Raw genomic sequence first — 23,634 nt, 5'->3', positions numbered from 1 at the left:
TCAGGGGGCGGCGCGGCGCTCGGCGAACGTGGCGAAGGCCGTGAGGGACTCCGGGTTGGCCAGGGCGCCCTTCGCGGCGGCGCGGTCGACCGGGGTGCCGGTGAGGATCTTCTTGACCGGCACCTCCAGCTTCTTCGCGCTCAGCGTGCGCGGCACGGCGCGGACCTGGTGGATCTCGTCCGGCACGTGCCGGGGCGACAGGGCGGTACGCAGCTCGCGGCAGATCTTCTTCCGCATCTCGTCGTCCAGCTCCAGGCCGTCGGCGAGCACCACGAACAGCAGCAGCTCCCCCGCGCCGCCCTCGTCGTCCTCCAGGTGCACCACCACCGAGTCGACCACCTCGTCGAGGCCCTCCACCACGGAGTAGAACTCGGCGGTGCCGAGCCGCACCCCACCCCGGTTCAGCGTGGCGTCGGACCGGCCGGTGATGACGCAGCCGCCGCGCTCGTTCACCGTGATCCAGTCGCCGTGCCGCCACACCCCGGGATAGACCTCGAAGTACGCCTCCCGGTAGCGGGCGCCGTCCGGGTCGTTCCAGAACCCCACCGGCATGCTCGGCATCGGCTCGGTGATCACCAGCTCGCCGAGCTGGCCGATGACCGCCGAACCGTCGGCGGCGCGGGCCTCCACCTTCGCGCCCAGCGCCCGGCAGGCGATCTCACCGGCGTGCACCGGCAGCAGCGGCACCCCACCGACGAACCCGGTGCAGACATCCGTGCCGCCGGAGAGCGACTGGAGTTGGAGACGGTCGCCGACGTTCCCGTACACCCAGGTGAAGCCCTCGGCGGGCAGCGGCGCGCCGGTCGAGCCGAGACCGCGCAGCGCGGACAGGTCGGCGAACTCCCGCGGCACCAGCCCGGCCTTGCGGCACGCCAGCAGGAACGGGGCCGACGTGCCGAAATAGGTGGTGCCGGTCTCCGCCGCCAGCCGCCACAACGCGCCCAGGTCCGGGTGGCCCGGGTTGCCGTCGAACAGCACGATCGCCGCGCCCACCGCCGGCCCGGAGACCAGGAAGTTCCACATCATCCAGCCGGTGGTGGTGAACCAGAAGAACCGGTCCGCCGGCCCCAGGTCGTGGTGCAACGCCAGCATCTTCAGGTGTTCGAGCAGGATGCCGCCGTGGCCGTGCACGATCGGCTTCGGTAGGCCGGTGGTGCCGGAGGAGTAGAGCACGTACAGCGGGTGGTCGAACGGCACCGGCGTGAAGGCCAACGGCTCGTCGGTCTCCGCCGCCAGGTCCGCCCAGGCGAGCGCGCCGTCGGGGGCCGGGCCGTCCGGATCGAGGTACGCGATGCCGACGGTGTGCCGCAGCGACGGCAGCGCGGCCCGGATGGCGGCCACCTCGGCGCGCCTGTCGACCGGCTTGTCACCGTAGCGGTAGCCGTCGACCGCGACCAGCACCGTCGGCTCGATCTGCTGCCAGCGGTCGGTGACGCTGCGGGTGCCGAACTCCGGCGCGCAGGAGGAGAAGATCGCGCCCAGGCTGGCGGTGGCGAGCAGCAGGACGTACGTCTCCGGGATGTTCGGCGCGTACGCGGCGACCCGGTCGCCCGGGCCGACGCCGAGCCGGCGCAGGCCGGCGGCCACCCGGCGGACCCGCTCGCGCAGCTGCGCCGCGGTGAGCGTCTCCGGCGCGCGGGTCTGCCCGTGCGCGATCACCGCCGGGTCGTCGTCGCCGAGACCCGGCATGCGCAGCACGTTCTCGGCGTAGTTGAGCGTCGCGCCGGGGAACCAGCGGGCGCCGGGCATGGACCTCCCGGCCAGCGTTGCGGTCGGGGGCGTGTGTGCGAGCACCTGGAAGTAGTCCCAGATCGAGGACCAGAACCCGTCCAGGTCGGTGACCGACCACTGCCACAGCGCGTCGTAGTCGGCGAACTCCAGCCCCCGGTGCGCGGCCAGCCAGCGCAGATAGTCACCGATCCGGGACCGTTCGCGCACGTCCGCCGTCGGCGTCCACAGCACGTCACCCACTGTTCCAACCTCCCCTGAGGCCCGGCACGACACTGTGCATGGGCCGTGGCGCCATCTTGCCCTACCCGGTGCCGCCATTCTCCGCACCGGCCCCCGCCTGCGGGGCGTGCCCACCCCACACCCCCCACCCCCTCCCCATGTGGGTGTAAGGCGGGGGCCCCGCCTTACACCTCAGGCGGCGCGGTGGGCCTGGATGGCGCGGCGGCGGGCCAGCCGGTGGGCGCGCCGGATCTCCGCCTCCCGGAAGCGGCGCTCGTCGTCCGGTGACTCCGGCAGCACCGGGCGCACCGCGCGGGGCGCGCCACCGACGTCCACACCCACGAAGACGAGGTACGCGGTGGCGACCCGCACCGGCTCGTCCTCGGCCGAGTCCCAGCGCTCGGCGACCACCCGCACCCCGACCTCCATCGACGTGTTGCCGGTCCAGTTGACCTGGGCGTGTGCGTGCACCAATTCGCCCACCCGGACCGGCTCGGAGAAGACGATCTCGTCGATGGACGCGGTGACCGCGGTGCCGCCGCTGTGCCGGGCGGCCGACGCGCCGGCCACGTCGTCGACGAACTTCATCAGCACCCCACCGTGCACGGTCCCGTACAGATTGACATCGACAGCAGTCATGATGCGACTCAGCGTGACGCGGGAGTACGAGGTCGGCTTACCCGACGGGACCGCGGGATGATCTGTCATGCCGGAAACGGTACGGTGCGCGGATGCGACATCTCTGGAGCTTCCTCGCCGGGTTGGTGGTGGCGCCGGTCACCTGGGTGCTCGTCACCCTCGGTCAGGACGGATCTGGGCGGACCGTCAACCGCTGGGTGGAGATCGGTACGTACAGCACCCCTAACCTGATCGAGCCGGCCGTCTATCTCGGCGTGGCCGGCATCCTGCTCGGCCTGCTCGGCACGCTGCGCTTCTCGCCGCTCGGCCCGCTCGTGGCGGGGCTGCTGCTCGCGGTCCCCTACCTCTGGCTGTTCGTCGCGCCCTTCACCGTGCGGGACCGGGTGCCCGGCGACCTGAAGCTGCTCGGTGATCCGTTGCCGCTGCGCCAGCCACTCGACAACGGCACGCTGTTCCTGATCGGCATGCTGTTGCTGATGGCCGTGTTCAGCGGCCAGCGGTGGCGGAGTCGACCCGTAGCGCAGCCGGACGGGGCGGAGCTGACCCCGGCCGTTGCGCCGGTCGAGCCGACGCCCGCGTCAAGCGACTGGTCCCCGCCGCCGGCGCCGCCGAGGGATCCGGACACGGCCCCGCTCACGCTCGCCTATCCGGACACCCCCACCGAACCCCTGCCTCGCCGGACCGGCGGCGAGTCGCCGTGGTCCGCTCCCCCGCGCGGCGGCGCCCGAGCGGACGGCCCCACCGACCCTCGTTGACCGGCGCGGGCGGGCGGGGGGATCCCAGCCCGCCCGCCATAACAAACCGACCGGGCGGGCGGGGGAATCCCGGCCCGCCCGCCCAAAACAGCCCGGTCAGCCCTTCAGCAACTGCCGGGCCATCACGATCCGCTGCACCTGGTTCGTACCCTCGTAGATCTGGGTGATCTTGGCGTCCCGCATCATCCGCTCGAGCGGGTAGTCACGGGTGTAGCCGTAGCCGCCGAGCAGTTGGACCGCGTCGGTGGTGATCTCCATGGCGGCGTCCGAGGCGAAGCACTTGGCCGCCGCGCCGAAGTAGGTCAGGTCCGCGTCGCCCCGCTCGGACTTGCCGGCGGCGGCGTACGTGAGCTGCCGCGCCGCCTCCAGCTTCATGCCCATGTCGGCGAGCATGAACTGGATGCCCTGGAAATCGGCGATCGCCTTGCCGAACTGCTTGCGCTCCTGGACGTACCCCTTGGCGTAGTCGAGCGCGCCCTGGGCGATGCCGATCGCCTGGGCGGCGATGGTGACCCGGGTGTGGTCGAGCGTCCGCATGGCGGTGGCGAAGCCGCTGCCCTCGGCGCCGATGATGCGGTCGGCCGGGATGCGGACGTTGTCGAGGTAGACCTCGCGGGTCGGGGAGCCCTTGATGCCGAGCTTCTTCTCCGGCGCGCCGAAGCTCACGCCCGGGTCGGACTTCTCCACCACGAAGGCGGAGATGCCCTTCGAGCGGGCTGTGGGGTCGGTCACAGCGAAGACGGTGTAGTACTCCGAGACGCCCGCGTTGGTGATCCACCGTTTCACGCCGTTGAGCACCCAGTGGTCGCCGTCGCGTACCGCCCTGGTGGTCATCGAGGCCGCGTCGCTGCCCGCCTCCGGCTCGGAGAGGCAGTAGGAGAACATCGCGTCGCCGGCCGCCACCGGGGTCAGGTATCTGCGCTTCAGCTCCTCGGAGCCGGCCAGCAGCAGCGGCATGGTGCCCAGCTTGTTCACCGCCGGGATCAGCGACGACGAGGCGCAGGCGCGGGCCACCTCCTCGATCACGATGGCCGTGGCAAGCGCGTCCGCGCCGGCGCCGCCGTACTCGACCGGGACGTGCGGTGCGTGGAAGTCGGCCGCGCGCAGGGCGTCGTAGGACGCCTTGGGAAACTCGCTTGTCTCGTCCGCCTCCGCGGCGTGCGGGGCCACCTTGGCCGCACAGACCTCACGGACCGCATCCCGGATCGCCTCGTGCTCCTCCGGCAACCGGTAGACGTCGAACGACTGCTCTGCGGCCACATCGGCCCCCTTTCACGGCTATCATGCGCAGTCTGTGCTGCCCGGGGGCCGCCGACTGCCGCAGACTGAAGGATAGCGACCGGGCTTCGACCGGAGCTACCGGCGGGTAGGATCGCGCCCGAGCGTCGCCCACCCGACCCACTACCCTCACACCAGAATCAGTTCCCCTCGGTGCCCGGCCCAGGCGCCCCAGCAGAATGCGACGCGAGGATGCGCCGCCAGTGCGAGCGGAGAAGACAGGCGTGACGATCCCGTACCCGAACTCCCAGCCGATGCCCGCCATCGCCGCGGTGACCCCGCCCTCCGGCGCGGCCCGACCCCGGGTGACCTTCCTCGGCACCGGTTACCTCGGTGCGACGTACGCCATCTGCTACGCCGAGCTGGGCTACGAGGTGCTCGGCTTCGACGTCGACGCCGACAAGATCGCCAAGCTGAACGCCGGTGAGGTGCCGATCCACGAGCCCGGCCTGGACGAGCTGCTGCGGCGCAACCTGGCCGCCGGCCGGCTGCGGTTCAGCACCGACATGCAGGAGACCGCCGACTTCGGCGACGTGCACTTCATCTGCGTCGGCACCCCGCAGCGGGCCGACGGCATGGGCGCCGACCTGTCGTACGTCGAGGCGTCGGTGACCAGCCTGGCCCAGCACCTGACCCGCAAGGCGCTGATCGTCGGCAAGTCCACCGTTCCGGTGGGCACCGCCGAGTGGGTGGAGCAGCTGGTCGGCAAGCACAGCCCGGACGACCTCGGGGTCGAGGTGGCCTGGAGCCCGGAGTTCCTCCAGGAGGGCTTCGCCGTCGACGACGTGCTGCGGCCCAACCGGATCGTGGTCGGGGTCAAGAGCGAGTGGGCCAACGGCATGCTCTTCGCCGCCCACAAGGGCGTCTTCGACCTGGCCGCGACCGAGGACCGCGAGGTGCCGCTCGTGGTCACCGACTTCGCCACCGCCGAGCTGGTCAAGGTCGCCGCGAACGCGTTCCTGGCCACCAAGATCTCCTTCATCAACGCGATGGCCGAGGTCTGCGAGGCCGCCGGCGGCGACGTCACCCAACTCGCCCGTTCCATCGGGTACGACCCGCGGATCGGCAACCGCTTCCTCCAGGCCGGGCTCGGCTTCGGCGGCGCGTGCCTGCCCAAGGACATCCGCGCCTTCCAGGCCCGCGCCCAGGAGCTGGGCGCCGGTGAGGCGCTGCGTTTCCTGCACGAGGTCGACCTGATCAACCTGCGCCGGCGTACCCGGGTGGTGCAGCTCGCCGCCGAACTGCTCGGCCGCCGCTCCGGGCCTGCCGGCCCGGACCTCTCCGGCACCCGGATCGCGGTGCTGGGCGCCACCTTCAAGCCCAACACCGACGACGTACGCGACGCGCCCGCCCTCGCGGTGGCCGCGCTGCTCGGCAAGGCCGGCGCCGACGTGCACGTCTTCGATCCGCAGGGGATCGAGAACGCGCGCCGCGCGGTGCCCCACCTGGCCTACGAGGAGACCATGACCGACGCCGTCCAGGGCGCCGACCTGGTCTGCGTGCTGACCGAGTGGGCCGAGTTCCGCAACGCCGACCCGGTGGCGCTGGGTGAGCTGGCCAACGGTCGCAAGGTCGTCGACGGGCGCAACTGCCTCGACTCCACACTGTGGACGCAGGCCGGCTGGGAGTACCGCGGCCTGGGCCGCCCCTGACCGATCGACGTCGGGCCGGCCGGCCGGGGACCAGGTACCCGGCCGGCCGGCTCTTTTTGTTGTCCGGAACGCGCCCGCAACTGTCGAAATCCCGGCCCGGTCAGGGCATGCTGCCACTGAGAGGTCCACAGTGCGGGGCGTGGGCGGACGGGAGACTGCCGTGGAGAGCTTCAGGTGCGCGTCGTGCGGGCGGGAGATCAAGCCCGCCGCCGTCTGCCCGCACTGCGGCGCGGAGCAGCCCCAGTGGGCCGAACACCTGGCCGACATCGAGCGCTCGATCGCCGAGATGAAGGCACGTGACGCCGAGATCGCCCGTGAGCAGCGCCAGATCGCCGCCAAGATGCAGGCCGCGCTCTTCCAGCGCGACATCCTGGCGCACGCCGGCGAGGAGCGGATCAAACAGGCCACCCGGCCGCGTAAGGTGCTGCGCAAGCGTCCCGGGCGCCGGCCGCCCACCGCCGCGACCGGCGCGCCGCCCCGGGTGCCCCGGCAGGGCACGCCGCCCACTCCGGAGGACCTTCCCCCGTCGCCGCCCCGCGGTCGCCCGCAGTGGCTCGACGCGGACGACCCGGAGCACCCGCCCGAGGCGTCCTCCCGCGAGGTGCAGAACATCCCGCTCGGGCTCGCCGGGCTGCTGCTCGGCGTCGCGGCGGTCGTCTTCGCGGCGGTCGCCACCAGCTCGATGGACGCGCTGGCCCGGCTCGCCGTGCTGCTCGTCGCGACCGTGCTGATGCTGCTCGCCCCGCCGGTGCTGGCCCGCCGCGGGCTGACCTCGACCGCCGAGACCATCGCCGCCGTCGGGCTGCTGCTGGTGCCGCTCGCCGGGTACGCGGCCTGGACCGTCGACCGGATCGGGGGCGGTACGTCCGGCGCCGCGTTCGCCGGAGCGATCTTCCTGGTCACCACCGTGGTCGCGGTCGGGTACGCGTACGGCACCGGGCTGCGCGCGCCCCGCTTCGCCACCGTGCTCGCCGCCCAACCGGTGCTGCCGCTGCTGGCGTACGAGCGGATCACCGGCCCCGCCGGTTGGGCCCTGGTGCTCACCGTGGTGGCCGTGCTGGACCTGGCGCTGGCGCGGTCCGCGGTGATGCTGGAACGGCCGGTCCGGTCGGACCTGCCCCCCACCACGCCGAGGGCCACGGTCCCGCGTCGTCAGGGCGCCGACGACGACCGGCCCGAGTCGGCGCCGGAGGAGTCCGCCGAGGTGCTCGGCGGCGACCCGCCCGCCGGCGCCAGCGCCGCGCCGGCCCGTCCGGTGCCGTGGTTGCGCGAGGCGACCTGGCTGCTGCACGGCGTGGCGGTCGCGCTCGCCCTGGCGTACGCGGTCACCGCCCTGCTGCGCGCCTCCACCGTCGCAGCCGCCGCCGGCGCGGGCACGGTGCTGCTGCTGGCCGCGCTGACCGCGCTGGCCGGCACGCTCGTGCTGCGCCGGCCGCCCCTGCCGGACCTGGGCGCCGGCATCGTCACCCTCGCGGTCATCGGCGCGCTCGGCCGGGTGGCCTCGGTGGCCCTGCCCGGCCGGTCCCTGCTGTTGATCGCCGCCGTCATCGCGCTCACCGGCGTCGCCGTGCGGGGCATGCCGGAGGTGACCCGCCGGGGCCCGCAGCTCGCCTCCGCGGTGGCGTTGACGGTGAGCGGCCTGGTGGTCGCCGGCGGCGCGCTGCGCGCCGGGCTGGCGCCGGTCCGGGCGGCGCTGCCGGCCTGGTCGGCGGACCTGAGCGGGTGGCACGCCGAGCTGGCCCGGGCGGTCGGGTCGACCGGCTGGCAGCTCGCCGCCAGCGCCCTGCTGCTCACTGTCGCCGCCGTGGTCGCGCTGCCCCCCGAGATCCGACGCGAGTTCGCGGTGGTCGGCGCGGCGCTCACCGCGCTCGCCGTGCCGGCCTCCCTCGGGCTGGGCTGGGCGGCGGCCTGCTGGCCGATGCTGCTGACCGCCGTCGCGATCGGGGTGCTCGGGCTCAGCACCGGCACGGAACGCGCCGCCGTGGCGCACGCGGTGACCGCGGCCGTGCTGGGGCTGGCCGGGGCCGGGGCCGCGCTGGCCCGGCCCGCGCTCACCGCCGCCGCGCTGACCCTGCTCTTCCTGGCCGGGGCGTTGGTCTCGCTCGCGCCCCGGGTCCGCCTCGCCGCCGCCGCGACGGACACGGTCTGCGCCTGGGCCGCCGGCGGCGCCGCGTTCGCCCTGCCTGGCGCGGTGGCCGCGTTCGTCGCCGCAAGCGTGCCGACGCCGCCGATATCCACCCCGGCCAACCTGCGCGAGATCACCGTCCCGATCCTCGCCGCGAGTTTCCTCGGCGTCTGCGTGACGCTCGCCTACGCCGCCCTGGTCCAGGTGGCGCAGCGGCAACTGAGCATGCCGCACGCGCTCGGGACGGTGTTCGGCGCGGTGGCCGTCGTCGCCGCCGCGTTCGGCGCGCCCGGCGCGACCTCGGCGGACGCCTGGGTGGGCGGTCTCCTGCTGATCGCCGCCGCCATGCTGGCGCTGGCCCCGCGGATCGACGCCCGGAGCCGCGCCGACATGTCGTTCGACGGGTCGGACCTGGCCCTCGCCGCCACCACCGTGGCGCTTGTCGCCACGCTGGCCCGGATCGCCGCGGTGCTCGCGCCGGGCGGCCAGCTGGTGGTGGCCGCCGCGCTGGTGCTCGTGGTGGCCGTCGCGGCGCGGGCGCTGCCGGAGGAGTGGCGGCGCGGGCCCGTCCTCGGCATCGCGGCCGGTGGCACGTTGATCGGTCTGGTCGCGGCCTGGAGCGCGCTGCGCGGTGGGTTCGGGGTGCTGGCCACCCCGGGGCCGATCTGGGCGGGTGACCTGAGCGGCTGGCCGGCCGCACCCACCGGCGGGGCGGCGTGGCAGGCGCCCGTCGCGTTGGCGCTGCTGGCGGTGACCGCCGCCGTCCTGCTGCCGCCGCCGTGGAAGTACGACGTCTCGGGTGTGGCCGCGGTGCTGGCCACCGTGGGCGCGCCGGCCGCGTTCGACCTGCCCTGGTGGTCGCCGGTGCTTGTCGGCTGCATGGTGGCCACGGTCTACGGGATGGCCGCGGCGGCTGCGGCGGACCCGCGGGCGGCGCTGTCCCGGGCCACCGTGGCCGGGGTGGTGGCGCTGCACGCCACCGGCGCCGGGCTGGTCCGGCCCTGGACCACCGCGCTGGCGCTCAGCAGCGTCGCGTTGATCGGGGTGACGGTGGCGGTCCTGGCCCGGACGCTCGCGCCGGCGCTCGTGGACGACTTCCGCACCGAGGGCATGCCGCCGCACCTGGTGCAGGTGGGCGGCGCGGCGGCCGGGTCGGCCCTGCTGGCGCTGCCCGGAGCGGTGGCCGCGCTGTCCGCCGAGTTCGGCCGCCCGGCGCAGGTGGTGCTCACCGCCGCGCTGGCCGCCGCCAGCATCGGCCTCGCCGTGATCGCGGCGGTCCGCCGGCAGGTGCCGCAATATCTGCCGTACGCAAGCGTGGCGGTGGTCGGCGGAGCCACCGTCACGGCCGCCGCCGCCCTCCTCGTCCACCTGCCCGCAGGCGTGTTCGCCGCCGCCGCGGCGCTGCTCGGCGTGCTCGCCGAGCTGGTACGGGCGGCCACCGTCCCGCCGGCCGGTTCGGCCCGTCCGGTCCGCCGCTGGTCGGTGCTGCTGAACGGGGCGCTGCGCCGGGACCCGGACGCCGGCACGGAGCTGCGGTGGCGGGTCAGCCCGGCCGCTGGGGCGCTGGCCGCGGCGGCGCTGCCCACCGCGCTGGCGCTCGTCACTTTGGCGCCGTCGCTCGTGGTGGCGTTGTTCTCGACGTTCGCGGTGCTGGGTCGGGTGTGGCAGGGACCGCCGCCGGAGTTGCTCACCCCGCCGCCGGAGGCGGTGAACCCCACCCACGTGCTCACCGCGCTGCTGCTCACCGCGACTGCGGCGCTGGCCGCGACCGGTTTCAGCGGCGGTCGCCGCTCCCGGGCGGTGCCGGTGGTCCTGCCCGGCGCGGCCCTCACGCTGCTGATCACGCCGGTGGCGCTCGGCCAGGGCTGGCCGGTGACCGCGCAGGCCGGGCTGGTGGTGTTCACCATCTCGACGCTGGGGCTGGCGTTGACCCCGCCGCCGGCACTGGCGGAGCCGGGCCGCTCGATCCGGGTCGCCCGGGTGCTCGTCTTCGCCATCGGGCTGGCCGCCGGCGGCGCCGGGCTCGCCGGCGCCCTCGCCACCCGTCAGCTCACCCTGATCACGTTGGGTAGCGCGGTGGGTGTGGGAGCGATCGCCGCGTTCTTCGGCACCACCCAGCGGGCCCGCATCCTCGGCTGGCTGTTCGCCTCGCTGATGGCTCAGCTCTTCGTGCTCACGCTGGGGCTGGTGGCGGGGCTCGCCGCGGTGTGGTCGGCGTTCGGGGTGCTCGCGGTGGGCGCGGCGTTGCAGGTCTTCGCCGCCACCCTGCCCCGGCTGCGCCGGCCCGAGGCGTACCGGGAGGCGGCCACGGTCGAGTGGAGCGGCTACGGGTCGGCGCTGATCGCGCTGGCCCTGGCGTACGACTCGCCCCGGCACATCGCCGCGCTGCTGGCCGCCTGGGGCGCGGTGCTCGGGGTGGCGGCCAGCCGCCCGGGGCGGCGGCCGATGGAGCGGAACCTGCTGTTCTGGGCGGTGGTGGCGTGCGAGATCACCGCCTGGTGGATCCTGATGCGGGTGTCCGACGTGGCGCTGCCCGAGGCGTACACGCTGCCGTTCGCGGCGCTGGCCCTGCTGGTCGGGGTGCTGCAACTGCGCCAGCGGCCCGACCTGTCGAGCTGGGTGGCGTACGGGCCGGCGCTGGTGACCGCGTTCCTGCCCACGTTGGCGATCGTGCTGGCGACCGACTCCACCATGCTGCGCCAGGTGCTGCTGCTGTTGGGTGCCGTGGCGGTGCTGATCTTCGGCTCGACGAGCCGGCAGCAGGCGCCGGTGATCGTGGGCGCGACGGTGACCGCCGTGGCCGCCGTGCACGCGCTGTTCAGCCTCGGCCCGTGGCTGGTGCTGCTCCCGGTCGGCCTGGTCCTGCTGGTGCTCGGCGCCAGCAACGAGCGCCGGCGCCGCGCCCAGGAGCGTCTCCAGACCGCGCTGCGCGGCATGCAGTGAGCCGTGGGCGGCCGGGTCAGCCCAGCGAGGCGCGGAGCGCGGCTTCCTTCTCGGCCACCAGGTCCTCCAGGCTCGCCTGGTAGGCGACCATCCGGTCGCGCAGCGCCGGGTCGGACGCGCCCAGGATGCGGACGGCGAGCAGCCCGGCGTTGCGGGCGTTGCCGATCGACACGGTGGCGACCGGCACGCCGGCCGGCATCTGCACGATGGACAGCAGCGAGTCCATTCCGTCCAGGTGTTTCAGCGGCACCGGCACGCCGATCACCGGCAGCGGGGTGACCGACGCGACCATCCCGGGCAGGTGGGCCGCGCCGCCCGCCCCGGCGATGATCACACGGACGCCGCGACCGGCGGCCTCCCGGCCGTACTCGATCATCTTGAGCGGGGTGCGGTGCGCCGAGACCACACCCACCTCGTGCGGTACGCCGAACTCGTCGAGCGCCTCGGCGGCGGCCCGCATGGTCGGCCAGTCCGAGTCACTGCCCATGATCAGCCCGACGGTGCTCACGGTGCTCGCCTTTCGTTCGCGACTGCGGGGCTCGCAAGCTCACTCCTCGCGCTCACGGCGCTCCCTCGTGCAGCCAACGGGCGGCCCGCGCCGCCCGGGCCCGTACGTCTGTGAGATCGGTCCCGAGCACGGTGACATGCCCGATCTTGCGGCCCGGCCGCACCTGCTTGCCGTACAGGTGGACCTTGGCGCCGGGCTCGGCGGCGAACAGGTGGTGCAGTCGCTCGTCGATCGACGTCCCGCCCGGCTCCCCGCCGAGCACGTTCGCCATCACCACGACCGGCGCGGTGAGCGACGTGTCCCCCATCGGATAGTCGAGCACCGCCCGCAGGTGCTGCTCGAACTGCGACGTGCGGGCGCCCTCGATGGTCCAGTGCCCCGAGTTGTGCGGGCGCATGGCCAGCTCGTTGACGACCAGCCCGGTGGGCGTGTCGAACAGCTCCACCGCGAGCAGCCCGACCACACCGAGCGCGGTGGCCAGGTCGATGGCGAGCTGCTGGGCGGCGACCGCCTGCTCCTCGGGCAGGTCGGGCGCGGGCGCCAACACCTCGACGCAGATGCCGTCGGACTGCACCGTCTCCACCACCGGGTACGCGGCGACCTGCCCGAACGGCGAGCGGGCCACCTGCACGGCAAGCTCCCGGCGCAGCGCCACCCGCTCCTCGACGAGCAGCGGCGTGCCGCCGGCGAGCAGCGTCGCGGCCAGCTCGGCGGCCTGGTCGGCGTCGTCCACCATCCAGACGCCCCGGCCGTCGTAGCCGCCCCGGGCGGCCTTGAGCACCACCGGCCAGCCGGTCTCGTCGCCGAACGCGACCAGGTCGGCCGGGGCCTCCAGCGGACGCCAGGCCGGGTTCGGCGCGCCCAGCTCGCCGAGCCGTTCCCGCATCACCCGCTTGTCCTGCGCGTGCACGAGCGCCTCGGCCGGTGGGAAGAGCTTCACGCCCTCGTCGGCAAGCGCGCGGATGTGGGCGTTGGGCACGTGCTCGTGGTCGAAGGTGACCACGTCGCAGCCCTTCGCGAACGTGCGCAGCGCGGCCAGGTCGGTGTGGTCGCCGTACTGGACGTCGGCGGCGACGAGCGCCGCGCCGTCGTCGGGGGCGAGCGCCAGCACGCGCAGCGACTGGCCGAGGGCGATGGCGGCCTGGTGGGTCATCCGGGCCAGTTGGCCGCCGCCCACCATGCCGACGACGGGGAGTCCGGTACGGGAGTCCATAGCGCCGCCAGCCTAGCCGGGGCGGCGACCGGCCCGACCGCGAGGGCGGCCCGCCGCGGGCGGCTCAGCCGAGCTGGGCGACCAGCTCCTCGACCGAGGTCACCGGCCGTTGGCAGACGAAACCCCGGCAGACGTACGCGGTGGGTCGCCCGTCGACGAGTGGCCGACCGGCCAGCAGCGGCACACCTGGTTGGTCCGGGGCGCCGGCGACCACCACCGCGCCGGGCGGGGCGTGCCGGTGCGCGGCGGCCAGCAGCGGATCGCCCACCGGGTCGTCGGTCGCCACCGCGATCTCGTACGGCCCGGAGAGCAGCGCCTCGCCGACCGTGGCGGCGTAGCCGGTGAACCGGGCGTGCCGGTCGACGATCGGCGCGACGGTGGACAGGGTGACCTCCGCCGCCTCCCGGTAGCGGGTCTCCCCGGTCAACGCCGCGTACGCGACGAGCGCCGCGACGATCGCCGAACGGCCGGACGGTGTCGCGTTGTCGGTCGGGTCGGCGGGGCGGGTGACCAGGCGCTCGGCGTCGTCGGCGGTGTCGTAGAAGGCGCCGTCGGGCGCCGCGAACCGGGCCAACGCCACGTCGAGCAGCTCACCGGCCAGGGTCAGCCACCGGCCCTCGCCGGTGAGCTGGTGCACCGCGCAGAACGCCTCCGCGACGCAGCCGTAGTCCTCGAGCACCCCGGCGGGATCGCCGACCACCCGGTCCCGGGACACCCGGCGCAGCCGGCCGTCCACCAGGTGCACGGCGGCCAGGTGCTCGGCGGCGTCGCGCATCGCGCCGTCGGCGACGATGACCACGCCCTCCATCAGGTTGGCGTCCTCGTCCGCCGGGTCCGCGTAGAGCGCGGCGACCTGCTGGAACTCCGCGAACGCGGTGATCGCCAGCCCGTTCCAGGCGGCCACCACCTTGTCATCGCGGGCCGGCTGGGGACGGGTGTCCCGGGCGGCGAGCAGCCGGCCCACCACGTCCCGCCAGCGGGCCCGGACCGCCGGGTCGGCGTCGTCGACGTCCCGGGCGAGCTTCAACACGCTCGCGCCTTCCTCGAAGGTGCCCTCCTCGGTGACGGTGAACAGGTCGGCGGCGAAGCGGCCGTCGTCCTCCCCCAGCACCTCGACGAGCTGGGCGGGCGTCCAGACGTAGGTCAGCCCCTCGACGCCCGCGGTGTCCGCGTCGAGCGCCGAGGCGAAGCCCTCCCCGGCCCGGTGCATCTCGTCGGCGAGGAACCGGGCGGTGTCGCGGGCCACCCGGCGGGCCAGCCGGTCGCCGGTGAGCCGCCAGAGCTGGGTGTAGACGCGCAGCAGCAACGCGTTGTCGTAGAGCATCTTCTCGAAGTGCGGCACGGTCCAGTGGCCGTCCACCGAATAGCGGGCGAAGCCGCCGGCGAGCTGGTCGTTCAGGCCGCCACGTGCCATCGCCTCGGCGGTGTGCCGGACGATCTCCAGGCTGCGCGCCGACCCGGTGCGCCGGTGGTGCCGGAGCAGGAAGAGCAGGTTCATGTGCGGCGGGAACTTCGGCGCGCCGCCGAACCCACCGTTCGTCTCGTCGTACTCCTTGGCGAGCTGGGCGGCGGCGGCGTCGAGCAGCTCGGCGGTGAGCGGGGCGGTCACGCCGCCGACGGCCTGGGCGCCGCCGATCGCCTCGACCACGGCGGCGCCCTGGCGCAGCACCGCCTCGCGCTGGTCCCGCCAGGCGGTGGCGACCGAGTCGAGCAGCCGGACGAAGTTGGCGCGCGGGAAGTAGGTGCCGCAGAAGAACGGGGTGCCGTCCGGGGTGGCGAAGACCGTCATCGGCCAGCCGCCCTGGCCGGTCATCGCCTGGGTGGCGGTCATGTAGACGGCGTCGACGTCGGGGCGCTCCTCCCGGTCGACCTTCACGCAGACGAAGTCGTCGTTCATCAGCCGAGCCACGGCCTCGTTCTCGAACGACTCGTGGGCCATCACGTGGCACCAGTGGCACGCCGCGTAGCCGACGGAGATGAGCACCGGCACGTCGCGCCGCTTCGCCTCGTCGAACGCCTCCGCGCACCAGGGCCACCAGTCGACCGGGTTGTCGGCGTGCTGGAGCAGGTAGGGCGAGGTGGCCTCGGCGAGTCGATTCACCACCCGACCCTATCCGCCGTCCGGTGGCACCGCCGCCGGACCGGTCGGAGCCACGGACCGTCCTTCCGCTATTCACTTTCGTCTATTTGAATCGGCGCATGCCCGGCGTACCCCCCGCCGGCACGTCCGAAGGAGACGGTCATGCGCAGAATCCCCGCCCTGCTCGCTCTCGCCGCCCTCGCCGGCCCGGCCCTGGCCCCCGGCGCCGCGTCCGCCGCAGTGCCACCGCAGACCCGGTGGTCCGCCACCACGGGCGTCGGGATCCACAACACGTACGAGCGCGGCACCTACACCTATCTGGCCCAGGCGCTCGACGCCCGCCCCGCGCTGATCGAGCTGGACGTCTGGCCGGACGTGCTCACCCGGCAGTGGCGGGTCAGCCACGGCAACCCGCTCGGCAACGACAACAACTGCGTGGCCGCCACAAGCGCCGCGCAGCTCTACACCGGCACCCGGAACAAGAACCTGGAACACTGCCTCGACGACATCCGGCTCTGGCTCGGCGCGCACCCCGACGCCGGCCCGCTGATCCTCAAGCTGGAGCTGAAGACCGGGTTCAGCGGCCGTACCGGGCAGGGGCCGGCCCAACTCGACGCGGTGCTCGCCGCGCGGCTCGGCGACCGGGTGTTCGGCCCGGCCGACCTGCTCGGCGGCCACCCCACGCTTGACACCGCCGCCCGCGCGGACGCCTGGCCGACCCGGGCGCAGCTCGCCGGCAGGGTGCTCGTGGAGCTGATCCCCGGCACCGTCGAGGAGGGCAACCCGACCGACACCCTCTGGACCGACGTGGAGTACGCCCGCCACCTGGCCGGCCTGGCGGCGGCCGGCACGCTTGGCACCGCCCGGGCGTTCCCGGCCGTGCACCGGGCCCAGGCCGGCGACCCCCGATCCCGGTACGCCGACGCCACACTGCGGCAGTGGTTCGTGCTCTTCGACGGCGACGCCACCGGGTACGTCACCGGCGGCATCGACACCGCCTGGTACGACGCGAACCACTACCTGCTGGTGATGACCGACGCGCAGAGCGTCCCGCCCGCGGTGGGCGCCGGCGACGCCGACGCGGCGGCGGCCCGGGTCGCCCAGTTGGCCGCCGCGCATGCCAGCATCGCCTCCGCCGACTGGTCGACGCTGCCGTCGGTCCTCGACGACGTGCTGCCGCGCGGCTGACAGTCAGCCGATGTCCGCGTCCCTCAGCAGGGGCGTGGCATGCCATCAGCTCCACTCTCCCGCGAACGTATTCACCTGTGCCAGCACCAGTTCGATCGGCCGTGGCTCCTCGTCGGGCGGATTGCCGTAACGGGCCAGCAGCTGCTTGATCTTGCTCCTGATCCGCGCCTGCACCTGCTCTCGATCCGAGTCGTACGTGTCGATCTCGCGCCGAACACCGCCCCAGTGTTCTTGTGCATGTCCTTGATCGGCGTGCCGCTGAAGGCGGTGTGCGGCAGGGCGTCGTGCAGGTGCCGGGCGTAGCCGTCCAAGAAGTCGTAGTGGCTGCGGTGCGCCTCGTCGACCATCACCACGACGTTGCGCCGCTCGGAGAGCCTCGGGCGGCCACGGTCGGCAGCCCGCTCCGCGTCGGTCAGACCGAACTTCTGGAGGGTGGTGAACGGAGGATCCCGCCGATAGGTCGATCGCGGAGTTGGTCTCGATATCAGGTCGCCCGCCGCACCAACCGCCGCAGCGACCAGGCGAGGATACGGGCCTGATCGAGGTCGAGCGGATAGTCCTCGACCAGGTCGGCCGCGTAGAGCCGCAGGTTGACCCCGACCAGCGGCACTGGCAGGCCATCCATCCGAAACAGGCTGCTCGCCGCGTAGATGACCCGGTCGTTGCCCCACGGCGGGATCTCGCTTGAGTAGTGGATCCCGTCGCGATGCGTCGCACACCAGGCGGGATGGTCCGGCGCGAACGGTCGAACACCCGCGCTCCTCAGGTCGTAGGGCTGGGCCATCGAATCTCCTCTACGCGACCTCGTTTACTGACGGCTGCGGATCGAGCGCTCCGCTTCCTGGGTCAGCCGGGTGGAGCGCGGGCGCGTCGGGCTACGAAGCCGTGACCTCGGCGAACTGCTGGACGCCTTGGAAGTGGCCAGCGAGGAGACCCGCGCGGAGCTGATGCAACTCGCCCGGGAGAGCAAGCAACACGGCTGGTGGAATCGTTACGGCCAGACCATCACCGGCCCGTACGCCAGCTTCATCAGCTTTGAACACGAGGCAACGGCTCTGCTGTGCTACGAGACGATCGTTGTCAACGGCCTACTTCAAACCGAGGCGTACGCCCGGGCTTTGAATGACCGAGCGACTTCTGTGCAGGCGAGCGAGGACGCGGATCGACAGATCCAGATCAAGCTGAACCGGCAGCAACGTCTGACGGGTGAGAATCCGCCAGAGCTGTGGGTCATCCTCGACGAGGCGGTGCTGCGGCGGCCCTTTGGCGGCCCGTCCGTGATGCGGGACCAACTTTTGCATCTGGCCACCGCCGCCGACAAGATGCCGCATGTCTCGCTCCAGGTGCTTCCTCATCGCCAGGCGATCTTCCCCGGCATGATCGCCTCGTTCACTCTCATGGAGTTCCCAGCCCCGGACACCAGCATCGTCTTCTCGGAAGGGTTGACGGGCGCGGTGCACGGGGAGGCGGAGGAGGCCGCTCGCTGTACGATCATCTTCAACGAGTTGCGCGCCGCCGCCCTCAGCAAGAGGGATTCGATCGAGTTGCTGCGGCATTCGGCGCGCGCGATTGATTGAGCGTGGAGGAACAAGCCATGGCATCGTTCGGCGCGACGTGGCGCACCAGCACCCGCAGCGGCACCCAAGGCCAGTGCGTTGAAGTTCGCTACCTTGACGGTCGGATTGAGGTCCGTGACAGCAAGGACCGAGAAGGAACCTCCCTCGCTCTGAGCACCGCCGCCTGGACGAAATTTGTCGCCTCCCTCGGCAACAATCGGCAAGACAGGGTCTAATTGAGAAATGTGCTTCTGAATCGAGCTTCCCACTCGTGCTTCTCCCGGGAGCAGCTTCGACAGCAGCACATCCTTAGCTCTACCAGAACTCTTCGTGCGTTACTCTCGGTCTGTACACCCCGGGTGTGGCCTCTGGTTCAAGCCCCCCGGGGTAAGCCATTTTCTGGAACTCGATCGCATCGCGGCTGCCAGGTTATCCGGTGAACGCTTCTGGATCACCGTTGCAGTCTCAGGAGGCGCCGTCGGCGCGCAGGGGGAAGACGTTGGCGCGGGCGGTGTCGCGCAGGGAGCCGAGCACGGCGCCGATCTTGTCCGCCGGCATCGGCTTGAAGAAGTGGTAACCCTGGGCGGCCGTGCAGCCCAACTCGGCAAGCGCGGTGCGCTGCTCGGCCGTCTCCACGCCCTCGGCCACCACCCGCAGGCCCAGCTCGTGGGCGAGCCCGACGGTGGTACGCACGATCGCCGCCGCCTCCGGCGAGTCGGCCATCCGGATGACGAAGGAGCGGTCCACCTTCAACTCGTCCACCGCGATCCGGGTGAGGAACGTCAACGAGGAGAAGCCGGTGCCGAAGTCGTCCACGGCGAGCTGCACGCCCATCGCCCGCAGCGTCGCCAACACCTCGTCGATGATCTCCAGCTCGCTCATCACCACCGTCTCGGTGATTTCCAGGACCAGCCGGTGCGGCGGGACCTGGTGCCGGCGCAGCGCCTCCTCGATCTCGGTGGGCAGCCGCGGGTCGAGCAGGCTGCGGGCCGACAGGTTCACCGAGATGGGCACGTCGAGCCCGTCCCGCGCCCACCCGGCGGCCACCTCCAGCGCCTTGTTCAGCACGTAGCGGGTGAAACTGCCGAGTTGCTCGCTGTTCTCCACCGGACGGATGAAGTCGGCCGGGCCGAGCCAGCCGCGGCGCGGGTGCCGCCACCGGATCAGCGCCTCCACCCCGGTCGGAGCGCCGGTGGCCAGGTCGACCGCCGGTTGCAACGCCAACACCAACTGGTCGTCGGCGGCCAGGGCCTCCCGCAGCTCCGCGAGCAACGCCAGGTGATCGGTGCTCGCCGCGTCCCGGGAGCTGTCGTACGCGGCGACGCTGCCCCCGCCCGCCTTCGCCTGGTACATCGCGATGTCGGCTCGGCGCAGCAGCTCGGTCAGGTCGGCGGCGCCCGCGTCGGCCACCACCACGCCGACCGCCACCTCGACGGACATCCGCACGCCGGCCACCTCGGTCGGGGCGGCGAGCCGTTCGGCCACCTCGCGGGCCTGGCGTAGCGCGTACGCGAGCGGTGCCGTCCGGTCCTCGACCACCGGGACCGAGGTCAGCAGCAGCGCGAACTCGTCGCCGCCGAGCCGCCCGAGCAGGTCGCCGGGCCGGGTCAGCACGGCCAACCGGTTGGCGGTCAGCCGCAGCAGCTGGTCGCCGGCCGCGTGCCCGAGCGTGTCGTTGACTTCCTTGAACTGGTTCACGTCCAGCAGCAGCAGCGCCACCGGATGGTCGTGCGGGCGCTGCCGCAGTGCCTGGTCGCCGCGGGTCAGCAACGCCGCCCGGTTGAGCAGCCCGGTGAGTTGGTCGTGCACCGCGTCGTACGACGATCGGGCGGTGACCAGCCGCAGCTCGCGGTGGGTCGCGGCGTCGTGCAGGGCGGCGGCCAGGGCGTCGCCGAAGGCGGCCACGCCGTCGTGCTCGCGCTGGCTGGGCGGTGCGGACCGGGCGAAGCGCACCCGCAACCGTCCCACCTCGACGGCGCCCACGGCGAGCCGCCGGACCAGCTCGTGCTCGCCCGACCCGTCGCCCGCCGCGGGTGTCACCTCGCAGTCGCGCACCTGCCCGCCGAGGTCGGCCCGGTAGCGACGCCAGCGCCCGTCCCCGCGCGCCACGTCCACCTCGACCAGCTCGGCTCCGAACAGGGCGAGGGCGCCGGACACGGCGGAGGTCGCCACGCCGCGTTCGTCGAGCTGGTTGAGCGCGGCGGTGGCCTCGGCGAACGCCCGCCAGGTCCGCCGTTCCTCCTCGGCCCGGAGCCGGTGCCGGTAGGTCTGTTGGAGCAGCCACAGTGGCGGCGGCAGGAGCAGCAGCCAGCGCGGGTCGAGTTCCAGCAGCGTGACCACCACCAGGCCGACCGCGACGTTGCCGACGAACATGAGCAGCTTGCCGCGGAGCGCGGCCAGCAGCGGCGGCCCGATCGGGATGTCGTGCCGCAGCGCGATCGTGGCGGCGCCCAGCCAGGCGGTGGTGAGCAGGTAGGTCACGGCGCCGACGCTCAGGGCGAGGGCCAGCTCCGGGGTGGGCGCGGCGAGCAGCGGCCGGCCGAGCGCGCTCGCGACCGCCCCGGCCAGCGCCGTGGCGGCGGTGAGTGAGGTGGTGATGCGCACCAGTTCCAGCGCCGGGCGGCGGTCGGCGGCCAGGGACATGGCGGTCCAGGCGGTGCCGGCGCCGAGCAGCGCCGCGGCCGGAAGCCAGCCGGCGGGCACCAGCCAGAGGCAGACCACGAGCGCGGCCTCACCCCAGGTGATGCTCACCATGCCCGCCGCGGTGCGGAAGCGCAGCCGCGCGAGCTGGGCGACGGCGAACGCGACCGCCGCGAGGCCGAAGCGGGCCGGGCCGGGCAGCGGGTCCCCGGCCGGCAGGTGCGCCGGTGCGGCGAGACCGAGCACCGCGGCCAGCAACGCGGTGACCGCGACCGCGGCGGTCAGCAGCACGACGCTCAGCGGCGTGCCGCGCAGGCCGAGCCGGTCGGGGGGACGGTCGGCCGGCTCGGAGGTCACGGCCCCGCCCCGGTGGGACGCGGAATCGGGGCACGGTCGGGGGCCGTTGCTGCCTTCGACATCGGCGCCCCCTTCCACGCAGGGTCCGGGGCCTGACGGTCCCCCCGGCGGAAGGCTAAGCCAAACCCGGTGGCCGCAACAGGGGTCGAGGACCGGTCTGGGCGTGATTCATGCGGTGTTCAGCTGTTGCGGCGCTGCTGGGGGCCGGTGGGAGCATTCGTCGGTGAATCCTGCCCGTCGGGTCCATCTGTCGGATCGACGACTGCCGCCTCGGCCCGGCCGGGCTCGGCCTGGCGCGGAAAGCGGTCCGGCAGGCGGCGCAGCCGGGCGTTCATGTTGCGGATGAGCAGAACGGTGACGGTGGCCAGCGCGATGATGAGGAAGAGGCCCATCGGGCCGGCCAGACCACCCGTGCGGGTGTCACCGAAGTTGTTCTCCGCGAGCACCTGGGCGGTGGTCAGCATGGTGTTCCTCCGATGTGCGGCTGGCCACCAGGGTAGCCCTCGGGGGTGTCAGCCGGCACGGCACGTCTCGCGCACCCCGGCGAAGAGATCGGACTCCGGGAGCGGGCTGTCGACGAGCGAGCGGGCGAGTTGGAAGTCCTCCGTCGGCCAGGCGCGCTGCTGCAGGTCCATCGGCACCTGGAACCAGAACCCGTCCGGGTCGATCTGGGTGGCGTGGGCGCGCAGCGCGTCGTCGCGGACCGGGAAGTAGGGCGCGCAGTCGACCCGGGTGGTGATCCGCTCCCCCTTGTCGGGGCGCTCCTCCCACCGCTTCATCCACTCGCCGTACGGCGACTCGAAGCCGGCGGCGAGCATCGCCTCATGCAGGCTGAGAATCTTGGCGCGGGAGAAGCCCACGTCGTAGTAGAGCTTCAGCGGCTGCCACGGCTCGCCCAGCTCCGGGTGGCGGTCGGGGTCGCCGGCCGCCGCGAAGGCCGCCACGGTGACCTTGTGGGTCATGATGTGGTCCGGGTGCGGGTAGCCGCCCTCCTCGTCGTACGTGGTGACCACGTGCGGGCGGAACTGTCGCATCAGCCGGACCAGCGGCGCGGCGGCAACCTCCACCTCCTGGAGCGCGAAGCAGCCCTCGGGCAGCGGCGGCAGCGGGTCGCCCTCGGGCAGCCCGGAGTCGACGAAGCCGAGCCATGCCTGCTCGACGCCGAGGACGGCGCGCGCGGCGTCCATCTCGGCCCGGCGGATGTCGCCGATGTTGGCCCACACGTCCGGTCGGTCCATCTTGGGGTTGAGCACGCTGCCCCGCTCACCGCCGGTGCACGTGACGACCAGGACATCCACCCCCTCGGCGACATATTTCGCCATGGTGGCGGCGCCCTTGCTCGACTCGTCGTCGGGATGGGCGTGCACCGCCATGAGACGCAGCTGCTCTGCCACCTTCGGCGCTCCTCGTCTGTGCCCGCCGACCGACATGCGTCGGCCGGCTGACCTGCCGGAATCTCCCCCCGCGCCCGCGAAAGCCCCCGTGTTGGCCGGTCGGGACCGCCGCCGGGGTGGCGAGGACCACCCGGACCCGTCGGGGCCGACCTGCCATCCTTGACTCAGCACCGGGCTGGGAAGATGGACCCTGCCATTCTTGCCGATGCCGCCGACAACAACGCCAGGAGATGCCCGCCGGTGAGCGAGACGCACGCCACAGTCGCACCGGAAGCGCCGGTCTTCCCGCCGGGCCGTTACGGCCGTCGCCGGGAGCCGGGTCGCCGCCGGCCGCTCGCGCTCGCCCTGGCGGTGACGGCCGTGCTGGCCCTCCTCGGGCTGGGCGCGCTGAAGCTCTACCAGCAGTACGGCGACCCCGACTACCGGGGCGAGATGATCAGTTACACCGGGATCACCGACTCCCGGGTCGTGGTCGACTTCCGGGTCACCGTGCCACCGGGCGGGGCCGCCACCTGCCTGCTGCGGGCCCGTTCCCACGACGGCGCCGAGGTGGGCCACGTCGAGGCCACCGTGACCGCCGAACCGGGTCGACGACACGTCCGCGCCCGGCAGGAGGTGCCGACGAGCGCGCGACCGTTCATCGGCGAGGTGTTGCGCTGCCGACCGGCCGGCTGAGCCGGACGCCGGCGAGCCGCCGGCACCCACACCCCGGGTCCCATCGCCGGCACCCGGGGCGCTGGACCACACCCGGACGGGTGCGGCACTGGTAACTTGGTGGTTTCACCTGTCAGCCAGTTCGCACCAACCGAGGAGATCGCCTGTGTCCACAAACGGAAACGAGGCGCCCGCCACCTGGCTGTCCCAGGACGCTCACGACCGCCTCCAGGCCGAGCTCGACGAGCTGATCGCCAACCGGCCGGTCATCGCCGCCGAGATCAACGCCCGGCGCGAGGAGGGCGACCTGCGGGAGAACGGTGGCTACCACGCCGCCCGCGAGGAGCAGGGCAAGGCGGAAGGGCGCATCCTCTACCTCAAGGAGCTGCTGCGCACCGCCAAGGTCGGTGAGGCGCCGGACGCCGACGCGGTGTCGCCCGGCATGGTCGTCACCATCTACTTCGACGACGACGCCGACGACACCGAGACGTTCCTGCTCGGCTCCCGCGAGATCGCCTCCACCACCGACCTCACCGTCTACAGCCCCGAGTCCGCGCTCGGCAAGGCGATCCTCGGCGGCAAGGCGGGCCAGACCTGCACCTACACCGCGCCCAGCGGCGCCGACATCAAGGTGACCGTGGTCTCCTTCGAGCCCTACTCGGGCTGACCCGCCGGCGGACCCGCGCCGGCCGGCTCGGGTCC

19 protein-coding genes and 1 pseudogene are annotated in these 23,634 nt (G+C 73.3%); 8 read left to right on the top strand and 12 right to left on the bottom strand.

Features of this window, described 5'->3' with window-relative positions; translation table 11 throughout:
- Together O7613_RS30680 and O7613_RS30675 are read right to left on the bottom strand one after the other, a co-directional pair.
- A complete protein-coding gene (locus O7613_RS30680) occupies positions 1-1,971 on the bottom strand; it encodes an acetoacetate--CoA ligase (RefSeq protein ID WP_282291297.1) in 1,971 nt (656 codons plus the stop codon).
- Positions 1,972-2,142: 171 nt separating this feature from the next.
- Complete coding sequence (locus O7613_RS30675) at positions 2,143-2,658, bottom strand: acyl-CoA thioesterase (RefSeq protein WP_282291296.1); 516 nt, start codon at positions 2,656-2,658, stop codon at positions 2,143-2,145.
- A gap of 23 nt (positions 2,659-2,681) precedes the next feature.
- Here O7613_RS30675 and O7613_RS30670 point away from each other — a divergent pair, with 23 nt between their 5' ends.
- Positions 2,682-3,344: a hypothetical protein gene (locus O7613_RS30670; RefSeq protein ID WP_282291295.1), complete on the top strand. Its 663-nt coding sequence runs from the start codon at positions 2,682-2,684 to the stop codon at positions 3,342-3,344.
- Between the two features lie 96 nt (positions 3,345-3,440).
- Here the strand turns inward: O7613_RS30670 and O7613_RS30665 are convergent, their stop codons facing one another.
- A complete protein-coding gene (locus O7613_RS30665; RefSeq protein WP_282291294.1) occupies positions 3,441-4,604 on the bottom strand; it encodes an acyl-CoA dehydrogenase family protein in 1,164 nt (387 codons plus the stop codon).
- A 242-nt stretch (positions 4,605-4,846) separates the two neighbouring features.
- On the opposite strand from O7613_RS30665, the gene O7613_RS30660 reads away from it, so the two are divergent.
- Positions 4,847-6,274 carry a UDP-glucose/GDP-mannose dehydrogenase family protein gene (locus O7613_RS30660; protein WP_281584876.1) on the top strand — a complete coding sequence of 476 codons (1,428 nt, stop codon included), beginning with the start codon at positions 4,847-4,849 and terminating at the stop codon, positions 6,272-6,274.
- Between the two features lie 160 nt (positions 6,275-6,434).
- A complete protein-coding gene (locus tag O7613_RS30655) occupies positions 6,435-11,342 on the top strand; it encodes a permease (RefSeq protein WP_282291292.1) in 4,908 nt (1,635 codons plus the stop codon).
- Between the two features lie 16 nt (positions 11,343-11,358).
- Here the strand turns inward: O7613_RS30655 and purE are convergent, their stop codons facing one another.
- From purE to O7613_RS30640, 3 genes are all read right to left on the bottom strand, one after another.
- A complete protein-coding gene (purE, locus tag O7613_RS30650) occupies positions 11,359-11,850 on the bottom strand; it encodes a 5-(carboxyamino)imidazole ribonucleotide mutase (protein ID WP_281584878.1) in 492 nt (163 codons plus the stop codon).
- Between the two features lie 52 nt (positions 11,851-11,902).
- A complete protein-coding gene (locus O7613_RS30645; protein WP_282291290.1) occupies positions 11,903-13,063 on the bottom strand; it encodes a 5-(carboxyamino)imidazole ribonucleotide synthase in 1,161 nt (386 codons plus the stop codon).
- 64 nt (positions 13,064-13,127) lie between these two features.
- Positions 13,128-15,164, bottom strand: a complete 2,037-nt coding sequence (locus O7613_RS30640; protein WP_282291288.1) for a thioredoxin domain-containing protein — start codon at positions 15,162-15,164, stop codon at positions 13,128-13,130.
- 141 nt (positions 15,165-15,305) lie between these two features.
- On the opposite strand from O7613_RS30640, the gene O7613_RS30635 reads away from it, so the two are divergent.
- Positions 15,306-16,331, top strand: a complete 1,026-nt coding sequence (locus O7613_RS30635; protein ID WP_282291286.1) for a phosphatidylinositol-specific phospholipase C domain-containing protein — start codon at positions 15,306-15,308, stop codon at positions 16,329-16,331.
- A 45-nt stretch (positions 16,332-16,376) separates the two neighbouring features.
- Here the strand turns inward: O7613_RS30635 and O7613_RS30630 are convergent, their stop codons facing one another.
- The 3 genes and pseudogenes from O7613_RS30630 to O7613_RS30620 all read right to left on the bottom strand — a co-directional run bounded on the left by O7613_RS30630 (position 16,377) and on the right by O7613_RS30620 (position 17,115).
- Positions 16,377-16,535, bottom strand: coding sequence for a type I restriction enzyme endonuclease domain-containing protein (locus O7613_RS30630; protein ID WP_282294659.1), 159 nt, complete (start codon positions 16,533-16,535; stop codon positions 16,377-16,379).
- A gap of 62 nt (positions 16,536-16,597) precedes the next feature.
- Positions 16,598-16,747: pseudogene (locus tag O7613_RS30625) on the bottom strand (hypothetical protein); the annotation flags it as partial.
- A gap of 68 nt (positions 16,748-16,815) precedes the next feature.
- Positions 16,816-17,115: a hypothetical protein gene (locus O7613_RS30620; protein WP_281590645.1), complete on the bottom strand. Its 300-nt coding sequence runs from the start codon at positions 17,113-17,115 to the stop codon at positions 16,816-16,818.
- A gap of 70 nt (positions 17,116-17,185) precedes the next feature.
- Between O7613_RS30620 and O7613_RS30615 the strand changes: the two genes are divergently transcribed.
- Positions 17,186-17,908: a DUF5753 domain-containing protein gene (locus O7613_RS30615; RefSeq protein ID WP_282291285.1), complete on the top strand. Its 723-nt coding sequence runs from the start codon at positions 17,186-17,188 to the stop codon at positions 17,906-17,908.
- A 17-nt stretch (positions 17,909-17,925) separates the two neighbouring features.
- Positions 17,926-18,123 (top strand): DUF397 domain-containing protein, encoded by a 198-nt coding sequence (locus tag O7613_RS30610; RefSeq protein WP_281590490.1) that lies wholly within the window; start codon positions 17,926-17,928, stop codon positions 18,121-18,123.
- A gap of 229 nt (positions 18,124-18,352) precedes the next feature.
- On the opposite strand, the gene O7613_RS30605 is transcribed toward O7613_RS30610, so the two are convergent.
- The 3 genes from O7613_RS30605 to mca all read right to left on the bottom strand — a co-directional run bounded on the left by O7613_RS30605 (position 18,353) and on the right by mca (position 22,278).
- Positions 18,353-20,842 (bottom strand): bifunctional diguanylate cyclase/phosphodiesterase, encoded by a 2,490-nt coding sequence (locus tag O7613_RS30605; RefSeq protein WP_281590492.1) that lies wholly within the window; start codon positions 20,840-20,842, stop codon positions 18,353-18,355.
- A 221-nt stretch (positions 20,843-21,063) separates the two neighbouring features.
- A complete protein-coding gene (locus tag O7613_RS30600; RefSeq protein WP_281584884.1) occupies positions 21,064-21,348 on the bottom strand; it encodes a hypothetical protein in 285 nt (94 codons plus the stop codon).
- Between the two features lie 48 nt (positions 21,349-21,396).
- Entirely contained in the window at positions 21,397-22,278 is an 882-nt protein-coding gene (mca, locus tag O7613_RS30595) for a mycothiol conjugate amidase Mca (RefSeq protein WP_281584885.1), read from the bottom strand.
- Positions 22,279-22,518: 240 nt separating this feature from the next.
- Between mca and O7613_RS30590 the strand changes: the two genes are divergently transcribed.
- Together O7613_RS30590 and greA are read left to right on the top strand one after the other, a co-directional pair.
- Positions 22,519-22,953, top strand: a complete 435-nt coding sequence (locus tag O7613_RS30590; RefSeq protein ID WP_281584886.1) for a DUF4307 domain-containing protein — start codon at positions 22,519-22,521, stop codon at positions 22,951-22,953.
- Between the two features lie 145 nt (positions 22,954-23,098).
- Complete coding sequence (greA, locus tag O7613_RS30585) at positions 23,099-23,599, top strand: transcription elongation factor GreA (RefSeq protein WP_278107678.1); 501 nt, start codon at positions 23,099-23,101, stop codon at positions 23,597-23,599.
- The last annotated feature ends 35 nt before the right edge of the window (positions 23,600-23,634 follow it).

The sequence above is a fragment of the Micromonospora sp. WMMD975 genome (assembly GCF_029581215.1).
Lineage (GTDB): Bacteria > Actinomycetota > Actinomycetes > Mycobacteriales > Micromonosporaceae > Micromonospora.
The sequence above is the reverse complement of the archived record's forward strand: the minus strand, read 5'-3'. Positions and strand labels throughout refer to the sequence as shown.

What these genes read in the sequence shown, in the direction of transcription:
- O7613_RS30675 (WP_282291296.1), bottom strand. Translation starts at nt 2,658, where the DNA reads ATGACAGATCATCCCGCGGTCCCGTCGGGTAAGCCGACCTCGTACTCC.
- O7613_RS30600 (WP_281584884.1), bottom strand. Translation starts at nt 21,348, where the DNA reads ATGCTGACCACCGCCCAGGTGCTCGCGGAGAACAACTTCGGTGACACC.
- O7613_RS30645 (WP_282291290.1), bottom strand. Translation starts at nt 13,063, where the DNA reads ATGGACTCCCGTACCGGACTCCCCGTCGTCGGCATGGTGGGCGGCGGC.
- O7613_RS30610 (WP_281590490.1), top strand. Translation starts at nt 17,926, where the DNA reads ATGGCATCGTTCGGCGCGACGTGGCGCACCAGCACCCGCAGCGGCACC.
- O7613_RS30635 (WP_282291286.1), top strand. Translation starts at nt 15,306, where the DNA reads ATGCGCAGAATCCCCGCCCTGCTCGCTCTCGCCGCCCTCGCCGGCCCG.
- O7613_RS30670 (WP_282291295.1), top strand. Translation starts at nt 2,682, where the DNA reads ATGCGACATCTCTGGAGCTTCCTCGCCGGGTTGGTGGTGGCGCCGGTC.
- O7613_RS30620 (WP_281590645.1), bottom strand. Translation starts at nt 17,115, where the DNA reads ATGGCCCAGCCCTACGACCTGAGGAGCGCGGGTGTTCGACCGTTCGCG.